Below are 23,098 nucleotides of genomic sequence, written 5' to 3' on the forward strand. Positions count from 1 at the left end.
TTAACAATTTGCGGGGACTGTATAATAATTTGACGTATTGATAGTTATTGTATTGTTGATGGATAATACCCGCTAATTAAATATGAGGCTATCGGCTATAATTTCTTTTTTCATACTTACCTCGCTCGAAACTTCGTCGGCACAAAATGCCTATGTAAAGTTGGGGCAGCAGGCCTTTATGGACGGAAATTTTAAATCGGCCGTTAAACAACTGGAAAAGGCCTGTATGGTTGATTCTACCAACGCCAATGCTTATTGGATGCTGGGCTACTCGTATTACCACAGCGAAAACTATCGCAAATCGATAGCAGCCTACACAAAGGTTATCTTCATAAACCCGGTTGATGCTACGGCCTACTATTACCGCGCACGTGCAAAAGGATACTTGGGCAAGGATACGTTCCTGTCGCCGGCCGAGCGGGAGAAGTACCTGTTAGGCGCCATATTGGATCTTACCAAAGCACTGGCCATCGATCCTGACGATCATGGTAAGTGCTACCAAACCCGCGGCATAGCCTACCGCGAATACGGCGAATTTAAGTTGCAGCAAAACCAGCATACTTACGATAAAGCCCGTGGTATCAACTCGTTAAAAGCCTCAATTGCCGACCTGGAAAAGGTATTGAACGATAGCCCCGGAAGATCTGACATTTCTACCCTTATCGAACTATCTAAAGAAAAGCTGGCTACCGCTACCGGCCATCATTAATTAAACACCCCTTTAATGCGGTAGCCGTTGGCTCCCATTATTTTTACCTGCTGCATTTTTTCGATCAAGTAATACAACCCCGGCGCGTAAATCAGCTTTTCGGTAGTGTTGTAAAGTATATTGCGGGTATTATTTATAATAGCTATGGAGGTTATTTCCCCGGCTTTTTTCCTGATAATTATTTCGCGGGTTTTTAGTTCGGGGAATTTGGCTTTGTAAACAATGCTGTCGTCATTTGCCTGTACGCTATAACTTAATTTCCATGCAGGTTTGTTGATATCGCTTTCGGTAAACAGGTTAAGTTCTTTTTTCCAGCTGGTTATGTGTACTTTTTTATTTTCGGCCGCCCCGTTGTGTGCAACTGATTTATTTACTTCAGGGTTTTGTTTGGTAAGCAGGGTATCCTGTTTGCCAAAATAACCTTTCAGGTCAAAGTACTTCAATTCGGCCCCGGTTTCTTTTATTTCGGGTTTATTACAAGCATAGCTGCCGCCCAAAAGCAGCAGCACGCCTGTATAAATAGTATATTTTTTGAGTGGTTTATACCAATACATTACCGGTCATTTCTTCGGGGATTGGCACACCTAAAATTTGCAGTACTGTAGGTGCAATATCACCCAGTTTGCCATCTTTTACCTGTTTAACATCACTATCGATAACAATACACGGTACCAGGTTGGTGGTATGTGCCGTGTTTGGCGAGCCATCCTCGTTGATCATATAATCGGCGTTACCATGGTCGGCTATGATGATGAACGAATAGCCGGTTTTTAATCCTGCCTCAACAACCGCTTTACAGCAGGCGTCGGCAGTTTCGGCAGCTTTCATCACGGCGCTAAAAACGCCGGTATGGCCAACCATATCGGTATTGGCAAAGTTCAAACAAACAAAATCGGGCCAGCCGGCTTCCAATTCGGGGATAATGGCATCACGGATACCTTCGGCGCTCATTTCGGGTTGCAAATCGTAAGTAGCTACTTTTGGCGATGGCACTAATAAGCGTTTCTCGTCCTTAAATTCCGTTTCGCGGCCACCCGAGAAAAAGAAGGTAACGTGCGGGTATTTCTCGGTTTCGGCAATACGGATCTGTTTTTTACCGGCACCCTCTAAAACCTCGCCCAAAGTTTTGCTCAGGTCATCCTTACGGAACACCACCTTTACATTTTTAAAGGTTTCATCATACGATGTCATGGTGACATAAAATATGTCCAGCGGCTTCATATCATACTCCGGGAACTCTTTTTGGGTAAGCGCCTGCGAAATTTCGCGGCCCCTATCCGTACGGAAGTTAAAGCAGATCACCACGTCGCCATCTTTTATCACCGCAACGGGTTCGCCGGCTTCGTCTACCTTTACAATGGGTTTAATAAATTCATCGGTAACACCATCGGCGTACGATTTTTCTATCGAAGCCAAAATATCATCGGTAGGGGTACCTTCGCCTTTAACCATCAGATCATAAGCCAGTTTAACGCGTTCCCAGCGGTTGTCGCGGTCCATGGCGTAATACCTGCCAACGGCCGATGCTAAACGCACAGGCGAATCGGCTATGTGATTTTCAAGGTCGGTTATAAATTTTAAACCCGAGTTAGGGTCGGTATCGCGGCCATCTAAAAAGGCGTGCACAAATACTTTTTCCAGCCCCAGCGCTTTGGTGGCATCGGTTAAGCCTTTTAAGTGGGTAATGTGGGCGTGTACGCCGCCATCGCTAACCAAACCTATAAAATGCAGGTCCCTGTCGTTTTCTTTAGCATATTTAAATGCATCAAGTATAGTTTCGTTCTGTATAAACTCGTTATCAATAACGGCTTTGTTAATGCGGCCCAGTTCCTGGTAAACCACGCGGCCCGCGCCCAGGTTCATGTGCCCAACTTCCGAGTTGCCCATTTGCCCCTCGGGCAAGCCCACTGCAAGGCCCGATGCTTCGAGCTTTGAATTTGGGTACTGCGCTATCATCGAATCAAAGAAAGGCGTATTTGCCGCCACAATAGCGTTCGACTTATCGTTACGGCCGTAACCCCAGCCGTCGAGTATAATTAATGCAACTTTTTTTTGGTTTTCCACAATGCAAATATAAAAGCAACGTTTAAACATTGTAGTTTAAACACCGGTTTATTTTTTTTAGGTGCAACAATTCTTGGGTTTAATGGTCATATATAATGATGAAACTAAGATATCTGCCGCTACTCACCCTCCTTTTCCTGCTGCCTATGGTGGCAAACGCGGATACCATTGAAAAAATCGCCGAATATATTAAGCAGGCCAACACCCACGAAATAGCTAAATTTTTTGCCAGTAATGTTGATATCAGCATTTTAGACGAAACCAATGTTTATTCGAAGGCGCAGTCTGAAATGATCCTTGAGAAGTTTTTTAAAGAGAATAAACCGGTATCGGTAAAACTGCTCCACCGCATCAACTCAAATCCCAATTATAACTTCGGCGTGCTTATTTTAACTACAGATAAAGGCAAGTTTAGGGTATCGTATACATTAAGGGAAATTAATAAGGTTATGGAACTCATTGAGTTGCGAATTGAAACTGAAAAACCTAATTAATCATCAATTGTTCTTACTTTTGAAACTCAAAAATCAAAGGTTTGGATAAAGAAATTATACACCAGTTTATAGTAAATGCTTTAAGTGAGGATGTTGGCGACGGCGACCATACATCGCTGTCGACCATTGAGGCAGGCACACAAGGCAAAGCAAAATTATTAGTTAAAGATACAGGCATACTGGCCGGCGTTGAACTTGCTGCCGAGATATTCCATGAGGTTGACCCTAACCTAAAAATTAACATCTTTTTAAGCGATGGCGCCGAAGTAAAGCCAAAGGATATTGCATTTGAAGTAGAGGGTGATGCCCAAAGTATTTTAAAGGCCGAGCGATTAGTACTTAACTGCATGCAGCGCATGAGCGGTATTGCCACCAATACCAACCAGATAGTTCATCTTTTACAGGGCACAAATACCAAAGTTTTAGATACACGCAAAACCACACCCGGCCTGCGGTACCTGGAAAAATGGGCTGTACGCATAGGCGGGGGAGTCAACCATCGTTTTGGATTGTATGATATGATCCTGATCAAAGATAACCATGTAGATTACTCGGGCGGGATACGCCAGGCTATTGAAAACGCCAACAGATATCTTGCAGATACAGGGAGAAAACTGGCAATTGAAATTGAAGTACGAAATTTGGACGAATTGGAGCAAGTTTTGCAAACAGGCAATATAAACCGTATTTTAATTGATAACTTTAATTTTGACGATCTGAGGCAGGCAGTGAGCATGATACAGGGGCGTTACATTACAGAAGCATCGGGCGGGATAACTATCGATAACATACGCGACTATGCCGATTGCGGTGTGGACTATGTATCGGTAGGTGCGCTTACACATTCTGTAAAAAGTTTAGACCTCAGCTTAAAAGCTGTATAGCCTCTCCCTGCCCTCTCCGAGGAAGAGGGTTCTAAAAGAAGTTTTTAAAGTCCTCTACTTTGGAGAGGATTTAGAGGGGGCTTAATAGTTAAAAATTATAATGATATATTGCGGTAGTATAACATCAATTTAATAATATTGCAGGCAGATGCTATCAATCTACTCGATTTCAGCGCTTATTCTGGCTTACCTATTCGGATCAATTCCTACTGCAGTATGGATAGGGCAGGCATTTTACAACGTAGACGTACGTGAATATGGCAGCGGCAACGCCGGCGCCACCAACACCTTTAGGGTACTGGGCAAAAAGGCCGGTATCCCGGTTATGCTGCTTGATATTTTAAAAGGCTGGACGGCTACAAACCTGGCTTACGTTATAGGTGTTACCACTACAGGCGCATACCATTCCATCGCATTTACAAACTACGAACTGGCCTTGGGTGTGGCTGCGGTAATGGGCCATTTGTTCCCGGTTTTTGCAGGGTTTAGAGGAGGCAAAGGTATAGCTACTCTTTTTGGAATGATATTAGCTATTAACTTACCGGCTGCTTTACTTTGCGTATTAGTTTTTATAGTAACGTTGCTGATAACCAGGTATGTATCGTTATCGTCCATATTAGCAGGGTTTACATATCCCATCGGTGTAACATTTATTTTCCCGGTGTATATTAAATCGGTCATAATATATGGAATGTGTATTTGCATACTGATATTGGTAACGCATCAAAAAAATATTGAACGCTTATTAAAAGGTAAAGAGTCGAAAGTTAATTTATTTAAAAAGAAAATTACCTGACTTACCATGAAAAAATTTAGACCCATCCTTGCACTGGCTGTAGTTGCCATTGCCATTTATGCCTGTTCTACAGTTCCGTTAACAGGCCGCTCGCAATTAAGCCTTGTTAGCGATGACCAGATAAACCCTGCAGCCGCGCAAAGTTACAGGCAGTTATTATCTGACCCCAGCACCAAAGTTATTAATACCGGCACCGATGCCCAGCGTGTTAAACGCATTGGCAGCCAGTTGGCAACAGCTATCGACGGCTATTTAAAGGCTAATGGCTACGCCGGCCAATACAATTACCAATGGGAGTTTAACCTTATACAAAGTAAAGAAATAAACGCCTGGTGTATGCCGGGTGGTAAAGTAGCCGTTTACAGCGGCTTACTGCCGGTTACACAAACAGATGCCGGCCTGGCAACCGTTATGGGCCACGAAATTGGCCACGCTATTGCCCATCACTCTGCCGAAGCGCTTTCGCAGCAAATGGCTGTACAGGCCGGCGGTGCAGCGGTTGGCGCGGCTACCGGCAACAAATCGCAAACCACGCAGGCTATTATCGGTACATTATATGGCGTAGGCGGGCAGCTGGCTACTTTAAAATATTCGAGGGATAAAGAGAACGAAGCCGACAGGCTTGGTTTAACCTTTATGGCAATGGCCGGTTACGACCCGCGCCAGGCCGTTAGTTTTTGGCAGCGTATGGCAGCCCAAAACCAGGGCGCCCCGCCGGAGTTTTTGAGCACCCACCCAAGTGATGCTACACGTATTGCCAATATCCAAAAGCTGATACCCGAAGCAATGAAATATTATAAGGGGAAATAAACAACAATAAAGATTTTTACAAAGGCCACAGAGATTAATTTCGATGTGGCCTTTCTTGTTTATGAAATAGATATTTTTGCACTCGCCTGGCTCCAGCCGAGTGAGGACTATTACACGGCCTCGGACCGCAGTAATTGTATTAACACAGGCGGCCGGAGGCCTTATAATAGTAGTCACTCGTGAAGACGCGAGCGACTAAGTAAAACCATCAAACAAACCCCACTATTAACAGTTTTACCATCATGGCTACTTCTAAATCCCGCTTTCTTACGGCCCAGTGGCGTAACCTGGTAATGCTGAATTACGAGGTTGATCCCGAAATATTGAAACCTTATTTGCCCGCTGCTACTGAGATAGACCTTTGGCAGGGTAAGGCATTAGTGAGCATGGTAGGTTTTATGTTCCAGGATACGCGGGTGCTGGGCATAAAATGGCCATTCCATGTGAATTTTGAAGAAGTGAACCTGCGCTTTTACGTGCGCCATTTTGATGGTAAGCAATGGAAACGCGGGGCGGTATTTATAAGCGAAATAGTGCCTAAAAGCATGATCGTGTTGATTGCAAACAACCTGTATAAAGAACATTACCGCGCACTGCCCATGCGGCATTCTGTAACCAGGGATGGCCCTAACCATACGCAATTCTTATACGAGTGGAAACTAAAAGGAGTATGGAACAAGCTTGGCGCCACTGTTCGTAACAGCCTTATCCCAATTGAAGCCGGCAGCCCCGAAGAGTTTATATTTGAACATTACTGGGGCTATAACCGCCTCACCGATTATAAGACCATGCAGTACGAGGTTGAGCATATCGCCTGGCAAATTGCCGAAGTAAAAGATTTTGTTTTTGAAGCCGATATAAGGGAATTATATGGCGATGCATTTGTGCCTTACCTGAGTGCTAAACCATTCTCGGCGTTTTGGGCCAATGGGTCGGAGATAGCGGTTAGGATAGCGGATAAGCTATTGTTAGATCCGGTGGTGCCGGGGTAGATTAAAAGTTGTAAGGGTCTATTACCACAAGATTGGCGATATTCTTAAAATCACGAGTATTACGTGTAATTAAATCATGGCCATAACTATTGCCGTAGCCGCAATAATAACATCAGGTAGCTTCGCACTTTTAAATTTTCTGAGCTCTATCGTTTGTTTGATGACATCTTCTGTAAGTTGATGAATTGTGGCCGTATCTAAAAAGTTAGACAACCCTTCAGTGGCGGATGGGTGACCAAGAACTTCGATTTGATTGATAACTGAGGTGTAAAATCCTCCATCAATAATGTTATTTATATAGTGGGTGATGTCCTCCGGCAGAATGCCAGCGGTATATTCTAAAAGTATATTAGTATCAATTAAAAACGTCTTTCCCACTCTCCACGCTCTTTTTCTATATCCAAAATCATTTTTTTCGCTAACTCTTTATCAAGCGTACCGGCGTACTCCGAAGGTTTTTTTTTCAGGGTAGATTTGGGTTTATCTTGCAATTGTTTCAAATCCTCGTGCTTAGCAGTTATCTCATTCCATTCATTGATTGGGATAATTACAGCGGTGTGGTTACCAGAATCATCAGAAATATATTGTAATGACATTGCTTTACTATTTAAGTAAAAATAACAATTTTTAATTTAACGGGCAATTTGCAATTATCTTGTAACCCCCAACACTTCCAATATAGCCTTTGCCTTCAATAAACATTCCTCATATTCCTGCCCGGGATCAGCGTGGTAGGTAATGGCGCTGCCTACATGGAACGATAAATATTTTTTGGCGCTGTTGTATAGCAGGGTACGGATCACCACGTTAAAATCAAAATCATCATCCGGACTAAAGTAACCTATTGCCCCGGAATACACGCCGCGTTTGCTTCGTTCGTATCGTTCCATCAATTGCATGGCACTTATCTTGGGTGCGCCCGTCATACTTCCCATGGGGAAGGTATTTTTTACGGCCTCGACCGCGGATACATCATCGCGCAGTTCGCATACTACGGTCGATACCATCTGGTGCACTTGCTTAAAGCTTTGAATATCGTAAAGCTCCTCGGTTTTAACTGTGCCGGGTCTGGCCGAGTGGGTGAGGTCGTTGCGTACCAGGTCTACTATCATCACGTTTTCCTGCAGCTCCTTTGGGTGGTTGCGCAGTTCTTCGATGATGGTTTTATCTATAACATCATCCGCATCCCGCCTGGCGGTACCTTTTATAGGCTGCGAGATAAGTTTGCTACCCCGCTTTGCCAGAAAACGCTCGGGCGAGGCGCACATGATATAATTACCTTCCCATTTAAAAAAAGTAGAGAACGGCGTAGGCGATAATTGGTTCAGGTTCCGAAAGATAGATAGCGGTTCTATCTCCGTATTATCCGCATAAAATTCCTGGCAAAAGTTGGTCACATAAATATCGCCGCGGATAATGTGTTGCTGGATCTTTTCTACAGTTTCGACATATTCTGCCCGGCTGAAACGCGGTTGCAGGTTAATAGCGGGTTGTTGTTCAACTTTAGAGAGTTCGGGTCTCTCTATGGCTTCTAATATTTTCGATGCCTGTTCTCCAATTATCTCAACCGTATTTCCAGTTATGCTGATTAATATCTCGGGCGCAAAAAAGTACAGATCGGGGAAATCGAGGTGGTCGGTATTATTGGACTGTAGGTTCTCCACCTCGTTCTTCAAGTCGTATCCAAGGAAGCCGGTGATCCATCCGGAATTGGCGTTTTTAAAACCGGATAGCTGCGCGAAAGCATCGCCCGCATTTGTAGTTAGTTCAGCTTTGGCACCAATGGCAATAATGGTATCAAACTTGCCGTAGGGGTCGTTAAAACTATTGCTGTCGAGATAGCACAAGGTGTCAAATTTTGCTGCCCATGCAAGCGCCTTTTGTTTAAATAATGCTACGTCGGTTACCTCGGTTATCACGCCACAAAAATAGTTAAGTAAATACAAAAGGCCCCGATTTATCGGGGCCTTTTGTATGTTTAATTGATAAATTCTTTTAGTGCAACACCAAAGTCTGCTTTCTATCCGGGCCTACAGATAACCATTTTACCGGCACTTCAAGCTCGGCTTCTAAAAAGTTGATGTATGATTGCAACCTCGCCGGGATCTCGTTCAGTTCGGTAATGCCGGTCAGGTCTTCGTTCCAGCCGTCAATTTCTTTCAGTACCGGGTGGGCGTCAACCGAGCAAATATCGTAGGGCATGTAATCTATCTGTTCGCCCAAATAGTTGTAATGGGTACAAGCGTAGATCTTATCAAAACCGCTTAGTACATCAGCCTTGGTCATTACCAGTTGGGTAACACCATTCAGCATAATGGCATATTTAAGCGCCGGCAGGTCTATCCAGCCACAACGGCGCGGCCTGCCTGTAGTAGCGCCAAACTCGTGGCCTATCCGACGTAGTTCTTCGCCCGTTTCGTCGTTAAGTTCGGTAGGGAAGGGGCCACCACCAACACGGGTACAATAAGCTTTAAAAATGCCTATCACATCGCCAATTTTGCTTGGGGCAATACCTAAACCGGTACACGCGCCTGCCGCGGTAGTGTTTGATGAGGTTACAAACGGATACGAACCAAAGTCGATATCCAGCATAGCGCCTTGTGCGCCCTCTGCCAAAACCTTTTTGCCGTCCTTTATATATTGGTTCACCAGGTGCTCGCTATCAACCAGCGGGAATTTCTTGATCAGCTCAATAGCTTCAAAAAATGCGGCTTCGCGTTCGCTGAAATCGGCAACTTCACCATACATGGCTTGCAGCATTGAGGTATGCTTATCAACAAGTTTCTGGTATTTTTCTTTGAAATCGGCTAAAGTAATGTCGCCTATACGTAAACCGTTGCGGCCGGTTTTATCCATGTAAGTTGGGCCGATACCCTTTAGCGTCGAGCCAATTTTGCCATCACCCATTTTCTTTTCAGATGCGGCATCAAGCAACTGATGGGTTGGCAGAATAAGGTGCGCCTTTTTGGCTATCATCAAATTCTTTTTGGCCAGCAGGTCGTGGCCTGCATCTTTAAGCTTATCAAGCTCTTTTTTTAGGGTGATAGGGTCTATCACAACACCGTTACCTATCAGGTTCATGGTGTTATCAAAGAAAATGCCCGAAGGGATTGTATTCAGTACAAATTTTTTGCCTTCAAACTCTAAGGTGTGGCCGGCATTTGGCCCGCCCTGGAAACGTGCTATCAGGTCGTAACCTGCGCTAAGCACATCAACAATCTTTCCTTTACCTTCGTCGCCCCACTGGAGGCCTAATAATACGTCAACAGCCATTAATTTATCTTTTTATAATAATCGTCTAATGCTTTTACAATTGTGCTTTTCACTTTCGTCCATGTCATGCCTTCCAAACATTCAGGATCAATTGTATCCTCTGCATCGGAGAAATAAACTACCGACCGAATAACTGCAAAGGTATCATCATATGGATATCTATCATGATAAAACTGAAAAAGATCATTGAGGGAAAAGAATTGCAAAAGTTTTGCTATATCCCAAAAGTCCTTTTTAAGCCCTCTACCTTTCACTGCATTAAGCTTCAAAGCTATCAAATCTTTAATATCAGCGAATGGTATGTTTTCAACAATTTGCGCTGGATAAAGAAAGGGGTCCTTTACAGCCAAAAAATCAACCTTTACATCGTTAATAATACACTGATAAATTGATTTTAACCTGTTATTTGTAGTAATAATATAGTCAAAGTTATTATTAAGGGCTTCTACCAATAAATCCTTTTCCAAAGGAGTGTCAGTAAAGAAATCTAAATCGATTGATTTTCGGTGTCCGTAAAAAAGTGAGAGTGCAGTGCCACCTGCCAATCTAAATTGCTGTAATTCAGGTATCGAAACAAGTTTTTTTAGAAGCTCCAGTGTAGCTGGTTCAACTGTTTCTTTTCGTAACATTTAAAATCAGTAGGTTTAACCTTAAACAAGGTGCAGCAAAAATTTATGCTGATGTCAGAGAGCCAATGTGCCTGTTGGGCTAATTCCCCAACTTTTTTAAACCCATAAAATTTCAATAAGCTATCAAAATCTTCTGCTTTTCCTCTTTCTATAACTTTCTCAACTACATGCACAGCATGTTTTTCAAAGTCGATACTATTCATATCAACGTCCCAAAATGCTTGTTTGCTTAAAATAGGCTTATCCATTATTACTGTGCTTTTCTGTCGCAAAAACCATCGCGCAGCTTAATGCAGTTACCGTACAGGTTTAGTGAGTGGTGTTTTATATCAAATTTTAAAATATCACCCATCATGCTTTGGATCTGCTGGATGCGCGGGTCGCAAAACTCAACCACCTTACCGCAATCGATACAGATGATATGGTCGTGCTGTTTATAGCCGTACGATTTTTCGAACTGGGCCATGTTTTTGCCAAACTGGTGCTTGGTTACCAGGTCGCACGATACCAAAAGTTCGAGGGTGTTGTAAACCGTTGCGCGGCTTACACGGTACTTTTTATTCTTCATGTGGATGTATAACGATTCCACATCAAAATGATCGCTTCTCGAATAAATTTCTTCGAGTATGGCAAAGCGCTCGGGGGTTTTCCTCAGGCTTTTGTTTTCGAGGTAGGCCTCAAAAATCTTTTTCACCAACGCAATGGTTTCCTGTACAGGCATAATGTTAAATTAACAAAGCAAAGGTATTAATTATTTTGGAGAATAGAGCCAGGAATCAAGAACTCAGGAGCCGGGAAATGAGTGCGATTTTGCACAACACTGTTCTGTCTTGACTCTTGACTCTAAATGTCTTGCCTATCTATCAAGACGCTTTTTCAATCACCGAATCGAACCTGATGACAGAGGTAATACCCTTTACCTGGTTCAGTTTTTTGATCAGGTTATCCAGGTGCTCGGTATCGTTCACATAAACCATTATCGAGCCTTCAAATATACCGTTATCACTATCAACCGTAATAGAACGGATGTTCACCTTAAAATCATTTGATATAACGGTGGTTAGCTTGTTTATTAAACCCACATCATCAATACCGGTAATGCGCAGGCCGGTTAAAAAGGCCAGTTCCAATTGTTTGGTCCACTTAGCTTTAACAATTCGGTAGCCGTAATTGGCCATCAGTTTTGCCGCGTTGGGGCAGTTGGTACGGTGTATCTTGATACCATCGCTCACGGTAACAAAACCAAAAACATCATCGCCCGGGATGGGGTTACAGCAATTGGCCAGCTTGTAATCTATTTTTTGCAGGTCCTCGCCAAAAAGCAATACATCGCTATCCTTGGTTTTTAAATTTTTTACAAGGCTTTGCAGCTGTTCGTTTTCTATTTTATCCTGTGGCTTGTTCTCAACTACTTTTTCTAATGCCTGGTACTCCTTAAGGTCTTTCATATCAATAAGCCCTTTGGCTACATTGTAAAAAAGGTCCTGCGTGGATGGCAGCTTAAAATAGTAACTCAGTTTGTGGATATTCTCGGAGTTGTAGGTGATCTTTAACGATTTCATCTTACGCTCCAGTATTTCCTTGCCATCATCGGCAATCTTGCGCTTTTCCTCTTTTAAGGCCGATTTAATTTTAGCCTTAGCCTTAGCGGTAACCACAAAGTTAAGCCAATCCTCTTTAGGGGCCTGTTTGCTCGATGTAATGATCTCTACCTGGTCGCCGTTTTGCAATTTGTAGCTTAACGGTACCAGTTTATGGTTTACTTTGGCGCCAATACAGCTTGCACCCACATCGGTATGTATCTCAAAAGCAAAATCGAGCGCGGTGGCGTTTAGCGGCAATTGTATCAACGCGCCCTTAGGGGTAAATATGAAGATCTCGTCGCTAAAAAGGTTCATCTTAAAGTCGTCCAGGAAGTCAAGCGCGTTCGAGTCGGGGTTTTTCAACATATCCCTAACCTTTTGCACCCAAAGATCGAGCCCGCTATCGGTAGATGATTCCTTGTATTTCCAATGCGCCGCAAAACCTTTTTCGGCAATCTCGTTCATGCGTTTGGTACGGATCTGTACTTCCACCCATTGCCCGCGCGGGCCCATAACGGTGGTGTGCAGCGATTCGTAGCCATTCGCCTTTGGCGACGAGATCCAGTCGCGCAGCCTGTCGGGGTTTGGGCGGTAAAGATCTGTTACTATCGAGTAAGCCTTCCAGCAATCCGCTTTTTCACTCTCAGGTGTGCTGTCCAAAATTATCCTGATGGCAAAAAGGTCGTACACTTCCTCAAAGGGGATGGCCTTTTTCTTCATCTTATTCCAGATGGAATGGATGGATTTTGGGCGGCCGAACAATTCGCCATGCAGATCTTGTCCTTCCAGTACTTTTTGCACCGGCTCAATAAAATCACGAATGAATTTTTCGCGCTCGGTCTTTTTCTCGTTCAGTTTGTTTTTAATGAACTGGTAAGTTTCGCGCTCCATGTATTTCATGGACAGGTCTTCCAACTCTGATTTAATGGCATACAAACCCAAACGGTGGGCAAGCGGCGCGTACAGGTACACCGTTTCTGACGATAGTTTAAGCTGCTTATCGCGCGGCATAAACTCCATGGTGCGCATATTATGCAGCCTGTCGGCCAGTTTTATCAGTATCACCCTTACATCATCGGCAAGGGTAAGCAGCATTTTACGGAAGTTTTCGGCCTGTAACGAACTGTTGGTATCAAACACACCCGATATTTTGGTTAAGCCGTCAATTATTTTGGCAACCTTTTTACCAAACTCCAGTTCAATATCTTCCAGCGTAACATCGGTATCTTCAACAACATCGTGCAACAGTGCGCAAACAATAGATGTAGTACCCAGGCCAATTTCTTCGGCTGCTATCTGGGCTACCGCTATAGGGTGGTATATGTAGGGTTCGCCGCTTTTACGGCGCATATCTTTATGGCTTTCAAGGGCCATTTCAAAGGCCTTGCGTATCATGCGTTTATCGCCTTTTTGCAAGGTTGATTTACTGGCGCGCAGCAATGCCCGGTACCTTTTCAGGATCTCTTTTTTTTCGGCTTCCAGGTCAATCACTAAGTCTTTCATGTATCAGCGTGTGTTCTATACTATCATAAACCTGCAACAATATTTATTATTGCAGGTTTATATAAAATAACAAAATAAAATGCGTTAATTTTGTATCAGGTAAAAATATGAAATTTATTGTTTCTCTGTTGATATTGTGTTGTGTGCTTGGGAGCTTAAAAGCCCAGGACGAGAAACCCGCAGCACCTGTTATACTTGGCAAAAATGATACCATTAAGGTATACATGACCAAGCTTGATGGCGAACTTGTACCATGGATCGTAGCGCCCGAGGTGCGCATTGTTGATACCCGTATTTTTGCAAGCGAGCAGGATAGGTTAAATTACCTGCGCCTGCGCTATAATGTTATTAAAGTGCTGCCTTACGCGCGTTTTGCCGGTCAGCGTTACCGCCAGTTGCAGCGCGACCTTGCACTTACCGGCGATAAAAAGAAACAAAAAGAATTGATGAAGGCCTGCGAAGGTGAAATAAAGGCATTATTTAATAAGGATATCAAAAATCTGACAATTAGTCAGGGCGAGGTGTTAATTAAATTGGTAAGCCGCGAAACGGGTAATACCAGCTTTGCTTTAGCTAAAGAATTGAAGGGTGGGTTTAACGCGTTCCTGTTCCAATCTGTTGCCCGCTTGTTTGGGCATAACCTTAAAGAGACCTACGACCCCGCCGAGCAACGCGATATTGAAACTATCCTGCGGGATGCAGGGTATGTTTCCAGTTCAAATTAAATGGATAAAAACAGTATTTACAGTTTTACAGTTGAAAAACTGGATGGCGACCATATTAGCCTTGCTGATTATAGCAACAAAGTATTGCTGATTGTAAATATTGCTTCGCAATGCGGCTTTACACCACAACTGCAGGAACTATCTGATCTGAAAAAGGAATTTGCTGATAAGGATTTTGAGATATTGGCTTTTCCGTCAAATGATTTTGGCGCGCAGGAGCCGCTTGAAGGTCAGGATATCGCCGCCTTTTGCAGTAATTACGGTAACAACTTCCCAGTTTTCGAGAAAATAAGGGTTCGTGGCCCATATGCCGATCCGCTTTATAAGTATTTGGCCGATAAAAAGGAGAACGGTAGCATTAGCTCGAAACCACGGTGGAATTTTCATAAATACCTTATTGACCGTAATGGCAATGTGGTAGATTTTTTTTACCCGTTTACCAAACCTACAACTTCCAAAATAAGGAAAAGGATACAGCGCCTGCTGGCTGCTGGGCCTAAGTAATTACGCTATTTTTATGCTTAAATTAGATATTTTAGTTTTACCTGTACACCCGGATGATGCTGAGCTGGGCTGCGCGGGCACTATATTAAAACATGTGCAACTTGGCCACAAAGTGGGCATTGCCGACCTTACCCGTGGCGAACTGGGTACCCGTGGCACCGCCGAGATCCGCGACCGCGAAGCCGCTAAGGCCGCTGAGATCTTAGGGCTAACCGTACGCGAAAACCTGGAACTGCCCGATGGTTTTTTTGAAAACACAAAGCAGTATCAGTTAAAAATAATTGAGGCCATACGCCGGTACCAGCCCGAAATAATTATTACCAATGCCTACCACGACCGCCACCCCGACCATGGCCGGGCCAATGAACTGGTAGAGGCAGCAACCTTTTTATCGGGCCTACGCCGGATAGAAACTTTTGAGGATGGCATATTACAGGAACCCTGGCGCCCAACACAGGTGCTGCATTTTATACAAGACCGGTACATCAAGCCCGATATTATTATGGATGTAACCGGGTTTTGGGATAAAAAGATAGAAAGTATTTATGCTTACGGCTCTCAATTCCACAATCCCGAGTGGAATGAGGATGAGCCGCAAACCTACATCTCATCGCCCGATTTTATTGATCAGATAAACGGCCGCGGCCGCGAGTTTGGCAAAAGCATCAACACCAGGTATGGCGAAGGCTTTACTTCGAGGAAGATCTTAGGGGTGGATAATCTTTTTGACCTTCGATAGAGATTAGGGGCTGGAAATCAGAAATTAGGGCTGTCCGGGTTTCAATTCCCTCCCCTGGGAGGGGTGTGGTGGAATGTGTAGTGGCAGGGAGGGGTTTAAGCGACAAACCAAAGCTGTCAGTCTGAGCTTGTCGAAGACTTTTACGAGCGGTTAATGGTTCGACAGGCTCACCATGAACTGTGTTTAAAAGCAAGTGATATTTGAATAATTTTCCTGGTATTTTGTTTGTTGTCTAGCGATAGCAAAAGCTTGTTTTAATAGTTTGTTGGCCACAGCGATCAATGCAAGTTTCTTTGCTTTACCCTTTGCCAGCAACCGCTCATAAAGCTCCCTGCAGGCTTTGTTACACCTTGATGCGCTCCACGAGCAGACATACAATGTCGCCCTAATCCGGGACATCCCCATCTTACAGATCCTGGCTTTGCCTTTTACACTTGTGCCGGATTCAAATATTCGTGGGCAGATACCTATATAAGAACTTAGCTTACGATAGTCATCAAACCGGCTGAACCCCCCGCTGAGTACCGTTAATATCATTGCCGTTTTCTTACCAAGACCAGGTATACTTTCCAGATCAGCCAGCATATTTGAGTAATGATGTTTTGCGATCTGCTCCATTTGATTTGTCAGCTTTTTGACCAAAGTCTGTTTGTGCTTAAGTTCCGCTACGACTTGTTTTCTTAATTGGCCCGTCAGCATTCCACTGCTGTCGAAACTGCCTAATTGATTGCTTAAAGAAGTATACTCCGTTTGCAACCTGGCTAATAACGCTTCCATTTGTTGCAAAGTAATAACATGCTGCTCGGGTTTTTGCCATAACGGAGGTTGCTCCGTTTTACCATACTCGGCTATCATCTTTGCATCCTTCTTATCTGTCTTTGCCCGCGACATCCGCATCTGGCTAAAACGGCGGATAACCAATGGGTTGATAACACTTACTGCTATCCGCTGATCGTGAAGGAAACAGGCCAGCTGAAGATAATAAGGACCGGATGCTTCCATCACTACCCAAGTGCCTGATGGTACTACTTTTAATAAAGCCTTAAAGCCATCTCGGTCATTACTGAACTTGTAATAAGTGTAACGACCTGCCTGAAGAAAAGCTACATCAAAGAAAGATTTGGAAATGTCAATACCTGTGTAATTTGTCTGAGTTTGCATAACTTTGTTTTAAGAGTAATATTTGTAGAAGAATACTGCTTATTGGCTTATCAATCCTACATTCAGGCTCAACGGCCTAATGAACTGTTCAAGCTCGTAAGCAAAGGGTAAAGGGATTAGCATGGTGAGCGGCTTCCTACAGCCAATGACACGACTTAATCTTTTCTCTTTACCCTTTATTCTTCTTCCTATAAAATTATTCTTATTCCTGATATAAACAATCACCTCACAAACATAGGATGACAATATTGAAGACTTACAAAGTATAATAAACAAAGAAGGCCGCTCAATTTGAGCAGCCTTCTTTGTTTTAATAGCTTTTACAGTTTAAACCCCTACGTATTCAAAGCGGTTATTTTCGTTGCTTCTTTCGCGCCTTAGCCTGTTTTCTTTAGCAAGCTTTAACAGGATGCCCGATAATTCAGATGTTTTAAACTCCGAATCGAACTTTTCCTTGCAATAATCGGCTATGGATGATATCGAATGTGGTGTTTTAAAATAATCGCTGCTAAGCAATTGATTAAGCACCTTTGTAGCGCCGGGTTTTTTACGGCTTTGCGTCAGTTCGTTTACTTCGTTTTCTCTCGGTTGCCTGCGGCCTCTCTTATTGAAAATTTCAGATCCTTCCGTATCCACCCGCTCTGTTTCCATAATCTCGTCTAAAAGCCTGTCAACCACTCGCACTTGTACAGCTTCAGACTGGAAAGAATTAACAACCTCAGCGATCTCTGTAAGCTGTTTTTTTAATTTTTCAATTTGTCTGCTCATTTTGTTAAGTATCCTTTTCTACAATATATACGTTATTAAAAATGTATATGTAACATCATTTATAATAATATACTAACGTGTTTACGCAATTATAGTATTTGATAAATAAAAAAAGCGCCCGTTTGTGTCAAAACAGGCGCTTGTAGCAATATTATTACATTTTTATTATAGTTGAGGTAATATCTCTTCCAGCATATTCATACCCTCGTCAATATGGTTTTTTTCCATAATTAACGCCGGCCTAAAACGGATGCTGCGGTCGCCGCAACCCAGGTACATAATATTATTTTGCAACCCGATATTAATGAACGTATTACGTGTATTAGCATCCGGGAAATCAAATGCGGTTAACAAACCCTTACCGCGTACATTGCTAATGAGGTTGTTTTTTGCGGCGATATTTTTTAAACTGGTCTGTAAATATTCGCCGGTTTGGGCGGCTTTATCGCAAAGGCCGTCCTCTTCAATTATTTCCATAATTTTTGACGAACGCACCATATCTACCAAACTGCCACCCCAGGTAGAATTGATGCGCGATGATACACGGAAAACGTTGTTCTCAACCTCGTCGACCTTTTTGCCGGCCAATATGCCGCACACCTGCATTTTTTTGCCGAATGCCAGTATATCGGGACGGGCATTTTCGCCGAAGTGCTGGTGCAGCCAAAATTTACCGCTAAGGCCAACGCCGGTTTGTACCTCGTCGTATATCAGCATGGCGTCGTTCTCGTCCACAAGCACCCTTAATTGTTCCAAAAACTCCTGGCGAACGTGCTTGTCGCCACCTTCGGATAATACGGGCTCAATAATAATAGCGCATACATCGTCAGGGTTATCGGCAAATGCTTTTTTTATCTGGGTGATGGACTTTGCTTCGCGATCTTTCAGATCCCCGATGTTGGCATCTGTCAAAGGGAAGTGGATCTCCGGTAACGATACCCGCGGCCAATCAAATTTGGCGAACCATTTGGTTTTAACCGGCTGGGTGTTGGTTAAGCTTAAGGTATAGCCCGAGCGGCCGTGAAAAGCGTTCTCAAAGTGGATCACCTTAAAGCCTTTTTCGGTAGTATGGCCTTTTGCAAAATTCTTTTGCACTTTCCAGTCCATCGCAACTTTAAGAGCATTCTCGATGGCTAACGAACCACCCGCTATAAAAAATGCGTGGGGTAAATAATCCGGGATACCTACGCGGCTAAAAGTGTCAACAAACTGGGCGTATTGCTCGGTGTAAATGTCGGAGTTTGACGGGTTGGTTAAGGCAGCCAGCATCAGGTTTTTTTTGAAGCCTTCGTCGTTCAGCATTTTTGGGTGGTTGTAACCCAACGGAACAGAAGCAAAGCAAGTAAAAAAATCTAATAATGTGCGGTTGTTTTTGGCATCATAAATATGGACGCCCTGGCTTTTTTCCATATCAAAGGTAAGGTCGAAACCATCGGCCAAAATATGCTTGCTAAGGGTAGCCTGAACGTTCTGTGGAGTTACTTGCATTTTGTACATAAAAGGAAAAAATTGGTTATACAAATCTAATAAAAAGGCCTAAATAACAATATTTTAAAGGTTTTTATACCGATTGGCTAAAAAGTAACTTTAAATGAACTAAACCTATTTTTTGGACTAAACGGCAAATGAGTATGAACCGGGATTAAGTAGATTTTTACTATTTGGCGGATTTTAACGCACGAAAAAGAGGTTCAACTTACCTATATGCTGCTGGTGCAAATCAAATCCCTTAATCCTAAAAATCCGCTAAATCCCGGTTAAATTTATCCTTCATCCCCAACAACCCCCAAATACCTCCGCTGTGGATGGCCAGGATTTTGCTGCCGGGGGTAAAGTGGCCTTTAGCTGCGAGGTCGAAGATGGCGTAGAGCATCTTGCCGGTGTAAATGGGTTCTATCAGGATGCCGGTATCGACTACAAATTGCTTGATGAAGTTAATAAGCTCGGGAGTGGTTTTACCGTAGCCGCCAAAGTGATAATCCAGATGCAGAGAATAGTTGGCCGGGGCGGTCAGGAAACGGTCTATTTCCACTTTCATAAACTCACCGTTTTTAAATACGGGTATAGCATTAAATTGGGTTGGTAAATTATTTTTGGCAATACCGTTAATAACACCCGCCGCCGTAGTCCCGGTTCCGCAGGCGCAAAAGATATGGTCGTAGGTTTCGGTAAGTTCATCTACCAGTTCGCTGCAACCTTTGGCGCCTTCGGCAGATGCTCCGCCTTCGTCAATAAAAAAGGCCTGCCCGTTATCAGCAAAAAACTTGTTGAATAAGGCTTGCTTATCACGGTAGCTTTCCCGGTCGGTAAATATCAGCTGCATACCATGCAGTTTGCAAAGGAAAAGGGTATCGTTCTCTACCTCCTCGCCGCGCACAATGCCGGTGGCCTTAAAGCCAAATTTAGCCGCCGCGGCCGCTGTTGCCAGTAAATGGTTGGAGTATGCCCCGCCAAATGTAACCAGGTGGGTTTTATTTTGGGCCTGCGCCTGCTGTAATACGTATTTAAGCTTGCGCCATTTATTGCCCGAGATGATAGGGTGGATCAGGTCATCGCGTTTGATGAATACCTTGATGCCTTTATCGGCAAATAGTTTGCTTTCTATTGGTTGTGTAGGGCTGTATATGTCGAGGCTGATATCCACCCTGCAAACTTATAAAGTAAAGCCGATATATTATTATAGCGCCTTTGGGCTTAAGCCTAATAACATTACTTTTGCCAAATGATTGATGAGACCGCCATAATTGACAGCGACGAACAGGACTTATTTGAGCACCTGCGCGTGGTTGTTGATAAGGGGCAATCGTTGTTGCGGATAGATAAATTTTTGATGCACCGCATCGAGAATGCATCGCGCAACCGCATACAAAACGCTATTGAAGCCGGCAACGTGCTGGTGAACGATAAGCTTGCCAAATCCAGCTATAAGGTTAAACCGCAGGATGTGATATCGGTAGTGTTGCCACATCCGCCACGGGATACGGAAGTTTACCCCGAAAATCTGCCGATAGAAATTGTTTACGAGGATAACGATGTGCTGATAGTGAACAAAGCCGCCGGCATGGTGGTGCACCCCGGTTATAATAATTACACCGGCACACTGGTGAACGCGCTGGTGTATCACTTTAACCAGTTGCCAACCCTGCCGGGCAACGACGGGCGACCGGGGCTGGTGCACCGTATTGATAAGGATACCAGCGGACTGCTACTCATCAGCAAGAATGAGCGTAGCATGAACTACCTTGCCAAGCAGTTTTACGACCATACCATCAACCGTAAATACATTGCGCTTGCCTGGGGTGATATTGAGCAGGATGGTACCGTTAGCGGCTATATAGGCCGCAGTGTTAACGACCGCAGGGTGATGTCGATATACGACGACCCGGAGAAGGGCAAGTGGGCGGTAACGCATTATAAGGTGCTGGAGCGCATGGGCTATGTTACCCTGATAGAGTGCAAACTGGAAACCGGCCGTACCCACCAGATCCGCGCGCACATGAAGCATATTGGCCACCCGCTGTTTAGCGATACCATGTATGGCGGCGACAAAATTTTGAAGGGCACCGTATTTAGCAAGTACCGCCAGTTTGTTGAAAACTGCTTTGAGATAATGCCGCGCCAGGCCTTGCACGCGCAATCGCTTGGGTTTTTGCACCCCTCGCTAAAAAAGGATATTTACTTTGAGGCGCCGTTGCCTGATGATTTTAAAGGCGCGTTGGAAAAGTGGAAAAAGTACACCAGCGCTAATACACCCAATGATGGCACAAATGAAGATTAATTAAAATTTACGCAATCTAAATTGTAATAATCCCGTTAATAGCACTGATATTAACCATTTGAAATCTGCAAATTTGCACATCAAAAATCAGTACATAAATGCCGCCTGTTTACATAAATTTTAACGGAGAAATACTACCTGCAGACAGCATACTGCTTACTATTGCAAACCGGGGCTTTAAGTATGGCGATGGTTTGTTTGAGAGTATGCGGCTGATGAAGGGAAAGCTCAAATTCCCCGAGCTGCACGCCGAACGCTTGCAAAAGGGGATGAAGGCCCTGAAGATTGATGGCTACTCGCAGGCGGATGGCTGGTTTTTGAAAGAGAAGGTAGAAGAGCTGGCCCGTCGTAATAAAATAAAGCATGGCCGCTTGCGCCTAACCGTTTACCGCGATGCCGAGGGGCTTTACACGCCCACCCAAAACAAAATGGCCTATTGCCTGGAGATCCAGCCGATAGACGAGCCCCGTTACTTTTTGAACGAGCGCGGCCTGATCATGGATGTTTATACCGAGCTGCCAAAGCCGCTAAACTGGTTATCGAACATTAAAACCTGTAATTCGCTTTTGTATGTAATGGCGGGGATATACAAACAGCAGAATAAGCTGGACGACGTGTTTTTGATAAATCAGAACAGGTTTTTATGTGAAGCCAACAGCTCCAATATATTTGTTTGGTATCAAAACCATTTGTACACCCCGGCATTAAGCGAAGGCTGTGTAGAGGGTGTGATGCGCCAGGTAGTAATGAAACTGGCCAGGGAAAACAACATCCCCATTACCGAAGCCCAGATAAACCCCGAGATATTAAACCAGGCCGACGAAGTTTTTTTAACCAACGCCACCAAGGGCATACAATGGGTTATGGGTTACGGCGTAAAGCGGTATTTTAACCGTGTAAGCAAAGCGCTGATGGATGAGTTGAATAAGTTGTAGGGGGGAGGAATTTTGTAACAATTTTCATGGTTTGTTATCAAACGGATATATCTAATACCATGAAAAAACCCGCCTTAATATCAACATTTTCAGCTCTATTAGTAATTATTTTATCAGCGTGTAACCCTAAGGCAGATTCGCCCGCTAAACAGTCAAAAACCGATATACCCGAACCTTTAGAGGAATCCGGTGGTGATGTGTTAAGTTTTAAACGATATGCATCGGATAACATGGTTAACGCCATATATTTAGATTTGGTGAAGAAAACATCCGATCTGCAAAGTTTAGAAGCACAGCTCGGAAAATTTAATGAAGGTAAGCCCGATAGTTTAGTAGCCTTTAATAATTACGCTGCTAAGGTCGAGAGTTATTATAGTTCCGCAAATCAAAATTTGGAGCGTATTGAAGACCCGATTCTAAAAGAAAGGCTAAAAACCCTTTTAGCCGCCGAAAAAGGCAAATACGCATTAAAAGCAAACGAGTTCGAAATCCTGATCAAGGATATCGACAGCCAAAACTTTGCCATAAAGGATTACTATGAAACCTTAAAAATAGTAGCCACTCTGCCAGTTATTGTGAAATATCAAAACAACAACATCCCCGATGTAAAGAGGGTAAAGGCCGTAGATGAACAAGCCAAATCATTAAAATCCAAAACCATTAAATTGGGTAAAAAATATGGTGGTGCGGGCGTGATTGGAAATTAAGGGAATGTTTGTTTATTGTGTTAGCTAATTGCCGGGGAATTAAA

The 23,098-nt window shown here is 43.7% G+C and carries 26 protein-coding genes; 12 read left to right on the forward strand and 14 right to left on the reverse strand.

All coding sequences use genetic code 11. From position 1 onward, the window contains the following. Positions 1 to 82 precede the first annotated feature (82 nt). A complete protein-coding gene (locus EWM62_RS04080; RefSeq protein WP_129875387.1) occupies positions 83 to 709 on the forward strand; it encodes a tetratricopeptide repeat protein in 627 nt (208 codons plus the stop codon). Here EWM62_RS04080 and EWM62_RS04085 read toward each other — a convergent pair. Together EWM62_RS04085 and gpmI are read right to left on the reverse strand one after the other, a co-directional pair. Then, positions 706 to 1,263, reverse strand: coding sequence for a hypothetical protein (locus EWM62_RS04085; protein WP_129875388.1), 558 nt, complete (start codon positions 1,261 to 1,263; stop codon positions 706 to 708). The genes EWM62_RS04080 and EWM62_RS04085 overlap by 4 nt on opposite strands. After that, positions 1,250 to 2,803, reverse strand: a complete 1,554-nt coding sequence (gpmI, locus tag EWM62_RS04090) for a 2,3-bisphosphoglycerate-independent phosphoglycerate mutase (protein ID WP_129875389.1) — start codon at positions 2,801 to 2,803, stop codon at positions 1,250 to 1,252. The genes EWM62_RS04085 and gpmI overlap by 14 nt, the downstream gene beginning before the upstream one ends. A gap of 65 nt (positions 2,804 to 2,868) precedes the next feature. Here gpmI and EWM62_RS04095 point away from each other — a divergent pair, with 65 nt between their 5' ends. The 5 genes from EWM62_RS04095 to EWM62_RS04115 all read left to right on the forward strand — a co-directional run bounded on the left by EWM62_RS04095 (position 2,869) and on the right by EWM62_RS04115 (position 6,749). Beyond that, a complete protein-coding gene (locus EWM62_RS04095; RefSeq protein ID WP_129875390.1) occupies positions 2,869 to 3,267 on the forward strand; it encodes a DUF4783 domain-containing protein in 399 nt (132 codons plus the stop codon). A gap of 41 nt (positions 3,268 to 3,308) precedes the next feature. Next, positions 3,309 to 4,151, forward strand: coding sequence for a carboxylating nicotinate-nucleotide diphosphorylase (gene nadC, locus EWM62_RS04100; RefSeq protein WP_129875391.1), 843 nt, complete (start codon positions 3,309 to 3,311; stop codon positions 4,149 to 4,151). Positions 4,152 to 4,299: 148 nt separating this feature from the next. Further along, on the forward strand, positions 4,300 to 4,947 hold the full coding sequence (gene plsY / locus EWM62_RS04105; RefSeq protein ID WP_129875392.1) for a glycerol-3-phosphate 1-O-acyltransferase PlsY: 648 nt from the start codon (positions 4,300 to 4,302) through the stop codon (positions 4,945 to 4,947). Positions 4,948 to 4,953: 6 nt separating this feature from the next. Further along, entirely contained in the window at positions 4,954 to 5,757 is an 804-nt protein-coding gene (locus EWM62_RS04110; protein WP_129875393.1) for a M48 family metallopeptidase, read from the forward strand. Positions 5,758 to 5,999: 242 nt separating this feature from the next. Beyond that, complete coding sequence (locus tag EWM62_RS04115; RefSeq protein WP_129875394.1) at positions 6,000 to 6,749, forward strand: YqjF family protein; 750 nt, start codon at positions 6,000 to 6,002, stop codon at positions 6,747 to 6,749. A gap of 69 nt (positions 6,750 to 6,818) precedes the next feature. On the opposite strand, the gene EWM62_RS04120 is transcribed toward EWM62_RS04115, so the two are convergent. The 8 genes from EWM62_RS04120 to EWM62_RS04155 all read right to left on the reverse strand — a co-directional run bounded on the left by EWM62_RS04120 (position 6,819) and on the right by EWM62_RS04155 (position 13,737). Further along, positions 6,819 to 7,127 carry a PIN domain-containing protein gene (locus EWM62_RS04120; protein ID WP_129875395.1) on the reverse strand — a complete coding sequence of 103 codons (309 nt, stop codon included), beginning with the start codon at positions 7,125 to 7,127 and terminating at the stop codon, positions 6,819 to 6,821. Continuing rightward, positions 7,109 to 7,345, reverse strand: coding sequence for a hypothetical protein (locus EWM62_RS04125; protein WP_203234985.1), 237 nt, complete (start codon positions 7,343 to 7,345; stop codon positions 7,109 to 7,111). The genes EWM62_RS04120 and EWM62_RS04125 overlap by 19 nt, the downstream gene beginning before the upstream one ends. Positions 7,346 to 7,399: 54 nt before the next feature. Continuing rightward, entirely contained in the window at positions 7,400 to 8,668 is a 1,269-nt protein-coding gene (locus EWM62_RS04130) for an anthranilate synthase component I family protein (protein WP_238989276.1), read from the reverse strand. A gap of 76 nt (positions 8,669 to 8,744) precedes the next feature. After that, positions 8,745 to 10,022, reverse strand: a complete 1,278-nt coding sequence (locus tag EWM62_RS04135; protein WP_129875397.1) for an adenylosuccinate synthase — start codon at positions 10,020 to 10,022, stop codon at positions 8,745 to 8,747. Continuing rightward, on the reverse strand, positions 10,022 to 10,651 hold the full coding sequence (locus tag EWM62_RS04140; protein WP_129875398.1) for a nucleotidyl transferase AbiEii/AbiGii toxin family protein: 630 nt from the start codon (positions 10,649 to 10,651) through the stop codon (positions 10,022 to 10,024). The genes EWM62_RS04135 and EWM62_RS04140 overlap by 1 nt, the downstream gene beginning before the upstream one ends. Next, positions 10,606 to 10,899: a DUF6922 domain-containing protein gene (locus EWM62_RS04145; protein WP_129875399.1), complete on the reverse strand. Its 294-nt coding sequence runs from the start codon at positions 10,897 to 10,899 to the stop codon at positions 10,606 to 10,608. Before EWM62_RS04145 ends, EWM62_RS04140 begins: the two co-directional genes overlap by 46 nt. Positions 10,900 to 10,901: 2 nt before the next feature. Then, positions 10,902 to 11,372, reverse strand: coding sequence for a Fur family transcriptional regulator (locus EWM62_RS04150; RefSeq protein WP_129875400.1), 471 nt, complete (start codon positions 11,370 to 11,372; stop codon positions 10,902 to 10,904). Between the two features lie 142 nt (positions 11,373 to 11,514). Then, positions 11,515 to 13,737, reverse strand: coding sequence for a RelA/SpoT family protein (locus tag EWM62_RS04155; protein ID WP_129875401.1), 2,223 nt, complete (start codon positions 13,735 to 13,737; stop codon positions 11,515 to 11,517). Positions 13,738 to 13,844: 107 nt separating this feature from the next. Here EWM62_RS04155 and EWM62_RS04160 point away from each other — a divergent pair, with 107 nt between their 5' ends. The 3 genes from EWM62_RS04160 to bshB1 are packed head-to-tail and all read left to right on the forward strand — an operon-like array spanning position 13,845 to position 15,705. Continuing rightward, entirely contained in the window at positions 13,845 to 14,462 is a 618-nt protein-coding gene (locus EWM62_RS04160; protein ID WP_129875402.1) for a DUF4294 domain-containing protein, read from the forward strand. Continuing rightward, complete coding sequence (locus tag EWM62_RS04165) at positions 14,463 to 14,966, forward strand: glutathione peroxidase (RefSeq protein WP_129875403.1); 504 nt, start codon at positions 14,463 to 14,465, stop codon at positions 14,964 to 14,966. Positions 14,967 to 14,979: 13 nt separating this feature from the next. Beyond that, complete coding sequence (gene bshB1, locus EWM62_RS04170; RefSeq protein ID WP_129875404.1) at positions 14,980 to 15,705, forward strand: bacillithiol biosynthesis deacetylase BshB1; 726 nt, start codon at positions 14,980 to 14,982, stop codon at positions 15,703 to 15,705. Positions 15,706 to 15,888: 183 nt separating this feature from the next. On the opposite strand, the gene EWM62_RS04175 is transcribed toward bshB1, so the two are convergent. The 4 genes from EWM62_RS04175 to EWM62_RS04190 all read right to left on the reverse strand — a co-directional run bounded on the left by EWM62_RS04175 (position 15,889) and on the right by EWM62_RS04190 (position 20,278). Further along, positions 15,889 to 16,866 (reverse strand): IS110 family RNA-guided transposase, encoded by a 978-nt coding sequence (locus EWM62_RS04175; RefSeq protein WP_129875405.1) that lies wholly within the window; start codon positions 16,864 to 16,866, stop codon positions 15,889 to 15,891. Between the two features lie 327 nt (positions 16,867 to 17,193). Further along, complete coding sequence (locus tag EWM62_RS04180; RefSeq protein ID WP_129875406.1) at positions 17,194 to 17,634, reverse strand: hypothetical protein; 441 nt, start codon at positions 17,632 to 17,634, stop codon at positions 17,194 to 17,196. Between the two features lie 165 nt (positions 17,635 to 17,799). Then, entirely contained in the window at positions 17,800 to 19,122 is a 1,323-nt protein-coding gene (lat, locus tag EWM62_RS04185; RefSeq protein WP_238989277.1) for an L-lysine 6-transaminase, read from the reverse strand. Between the two features lie 247 nt (positions 19,123 to 19,369). Further along, positions 19,370 to 20,278 carry a 1-aminocyclopropane-1-carboxylate deaminase/D-cysteine desulfhydrase gene (locus EWM62_RS04190; protein WP_129875408.1) on the reverse strand — a complete coding sequence of 303 codons (909 nt, stop codon included), beginning with the start codon at positions 20,276 to 20,278 and terminating at the stop codon, positions 19,370 to 19,372. A 78-nt stretch (positions 20,279 to 20,356) separates the two neighbouring features. Between EWM62_RS04190 and EWM62_RS04195 the strand changes: the two genes are divergently transcribed. From EWM62_RS04195 to EWM62_RS04205, 3 genes are all read left to right on the forward strand, one after another. Continuing rightward, positions 20,357 to 21,412: an RluA family pseudouridine synthase gene (locus EWM62_RS04195; protein WP_129875409.1), complete on the forward strand. Its 1,056-nt coding sequence runs from the start codon at positions 20,357 to 20,359 to the stop codon at positions 21,410 to 21,412. 98 nt (positions 21,413 to 21,510) lie between these two features. After that, positions 21,511 to 22,347 carry an aminotransferase class IV gene (locus tag EWM62_RS04200; RefSeq protein WP_129875410.1) on the forward strand — a complete coding sequence of 279 codons (837 nt, stop codon included), beginning with the start codon at positions 21,511 to 21,513 and terminating at the stop codon, positions 22,345 to 22,347. 59 nt (positions 22,348 to 22,406) lie between these two features. After that, positions 22,407 to 23,054, forward strand: a complete 648-nt coding sequence (locus EWM62_RS04205) for a hypothetical protein (RefSeq protein ID WP_129875411.1) — start codon at positions 22,407 to 22,409, stop codon at positions 23,052 to 23,054. The last annotated feature ends 44 nt before the right edge of the window (positions 23,055 to 23,098 follow it).

Source organism: Mucilaginibacter terrigena (assembly GCF_004168255.1).
GTDB lineage: Bacteria > Bacteroidota > Bacteroidia > Sphingobacteriales > Sphingobacteriaceae > Mucilaginibacter > Mucilaginibacter terrigena.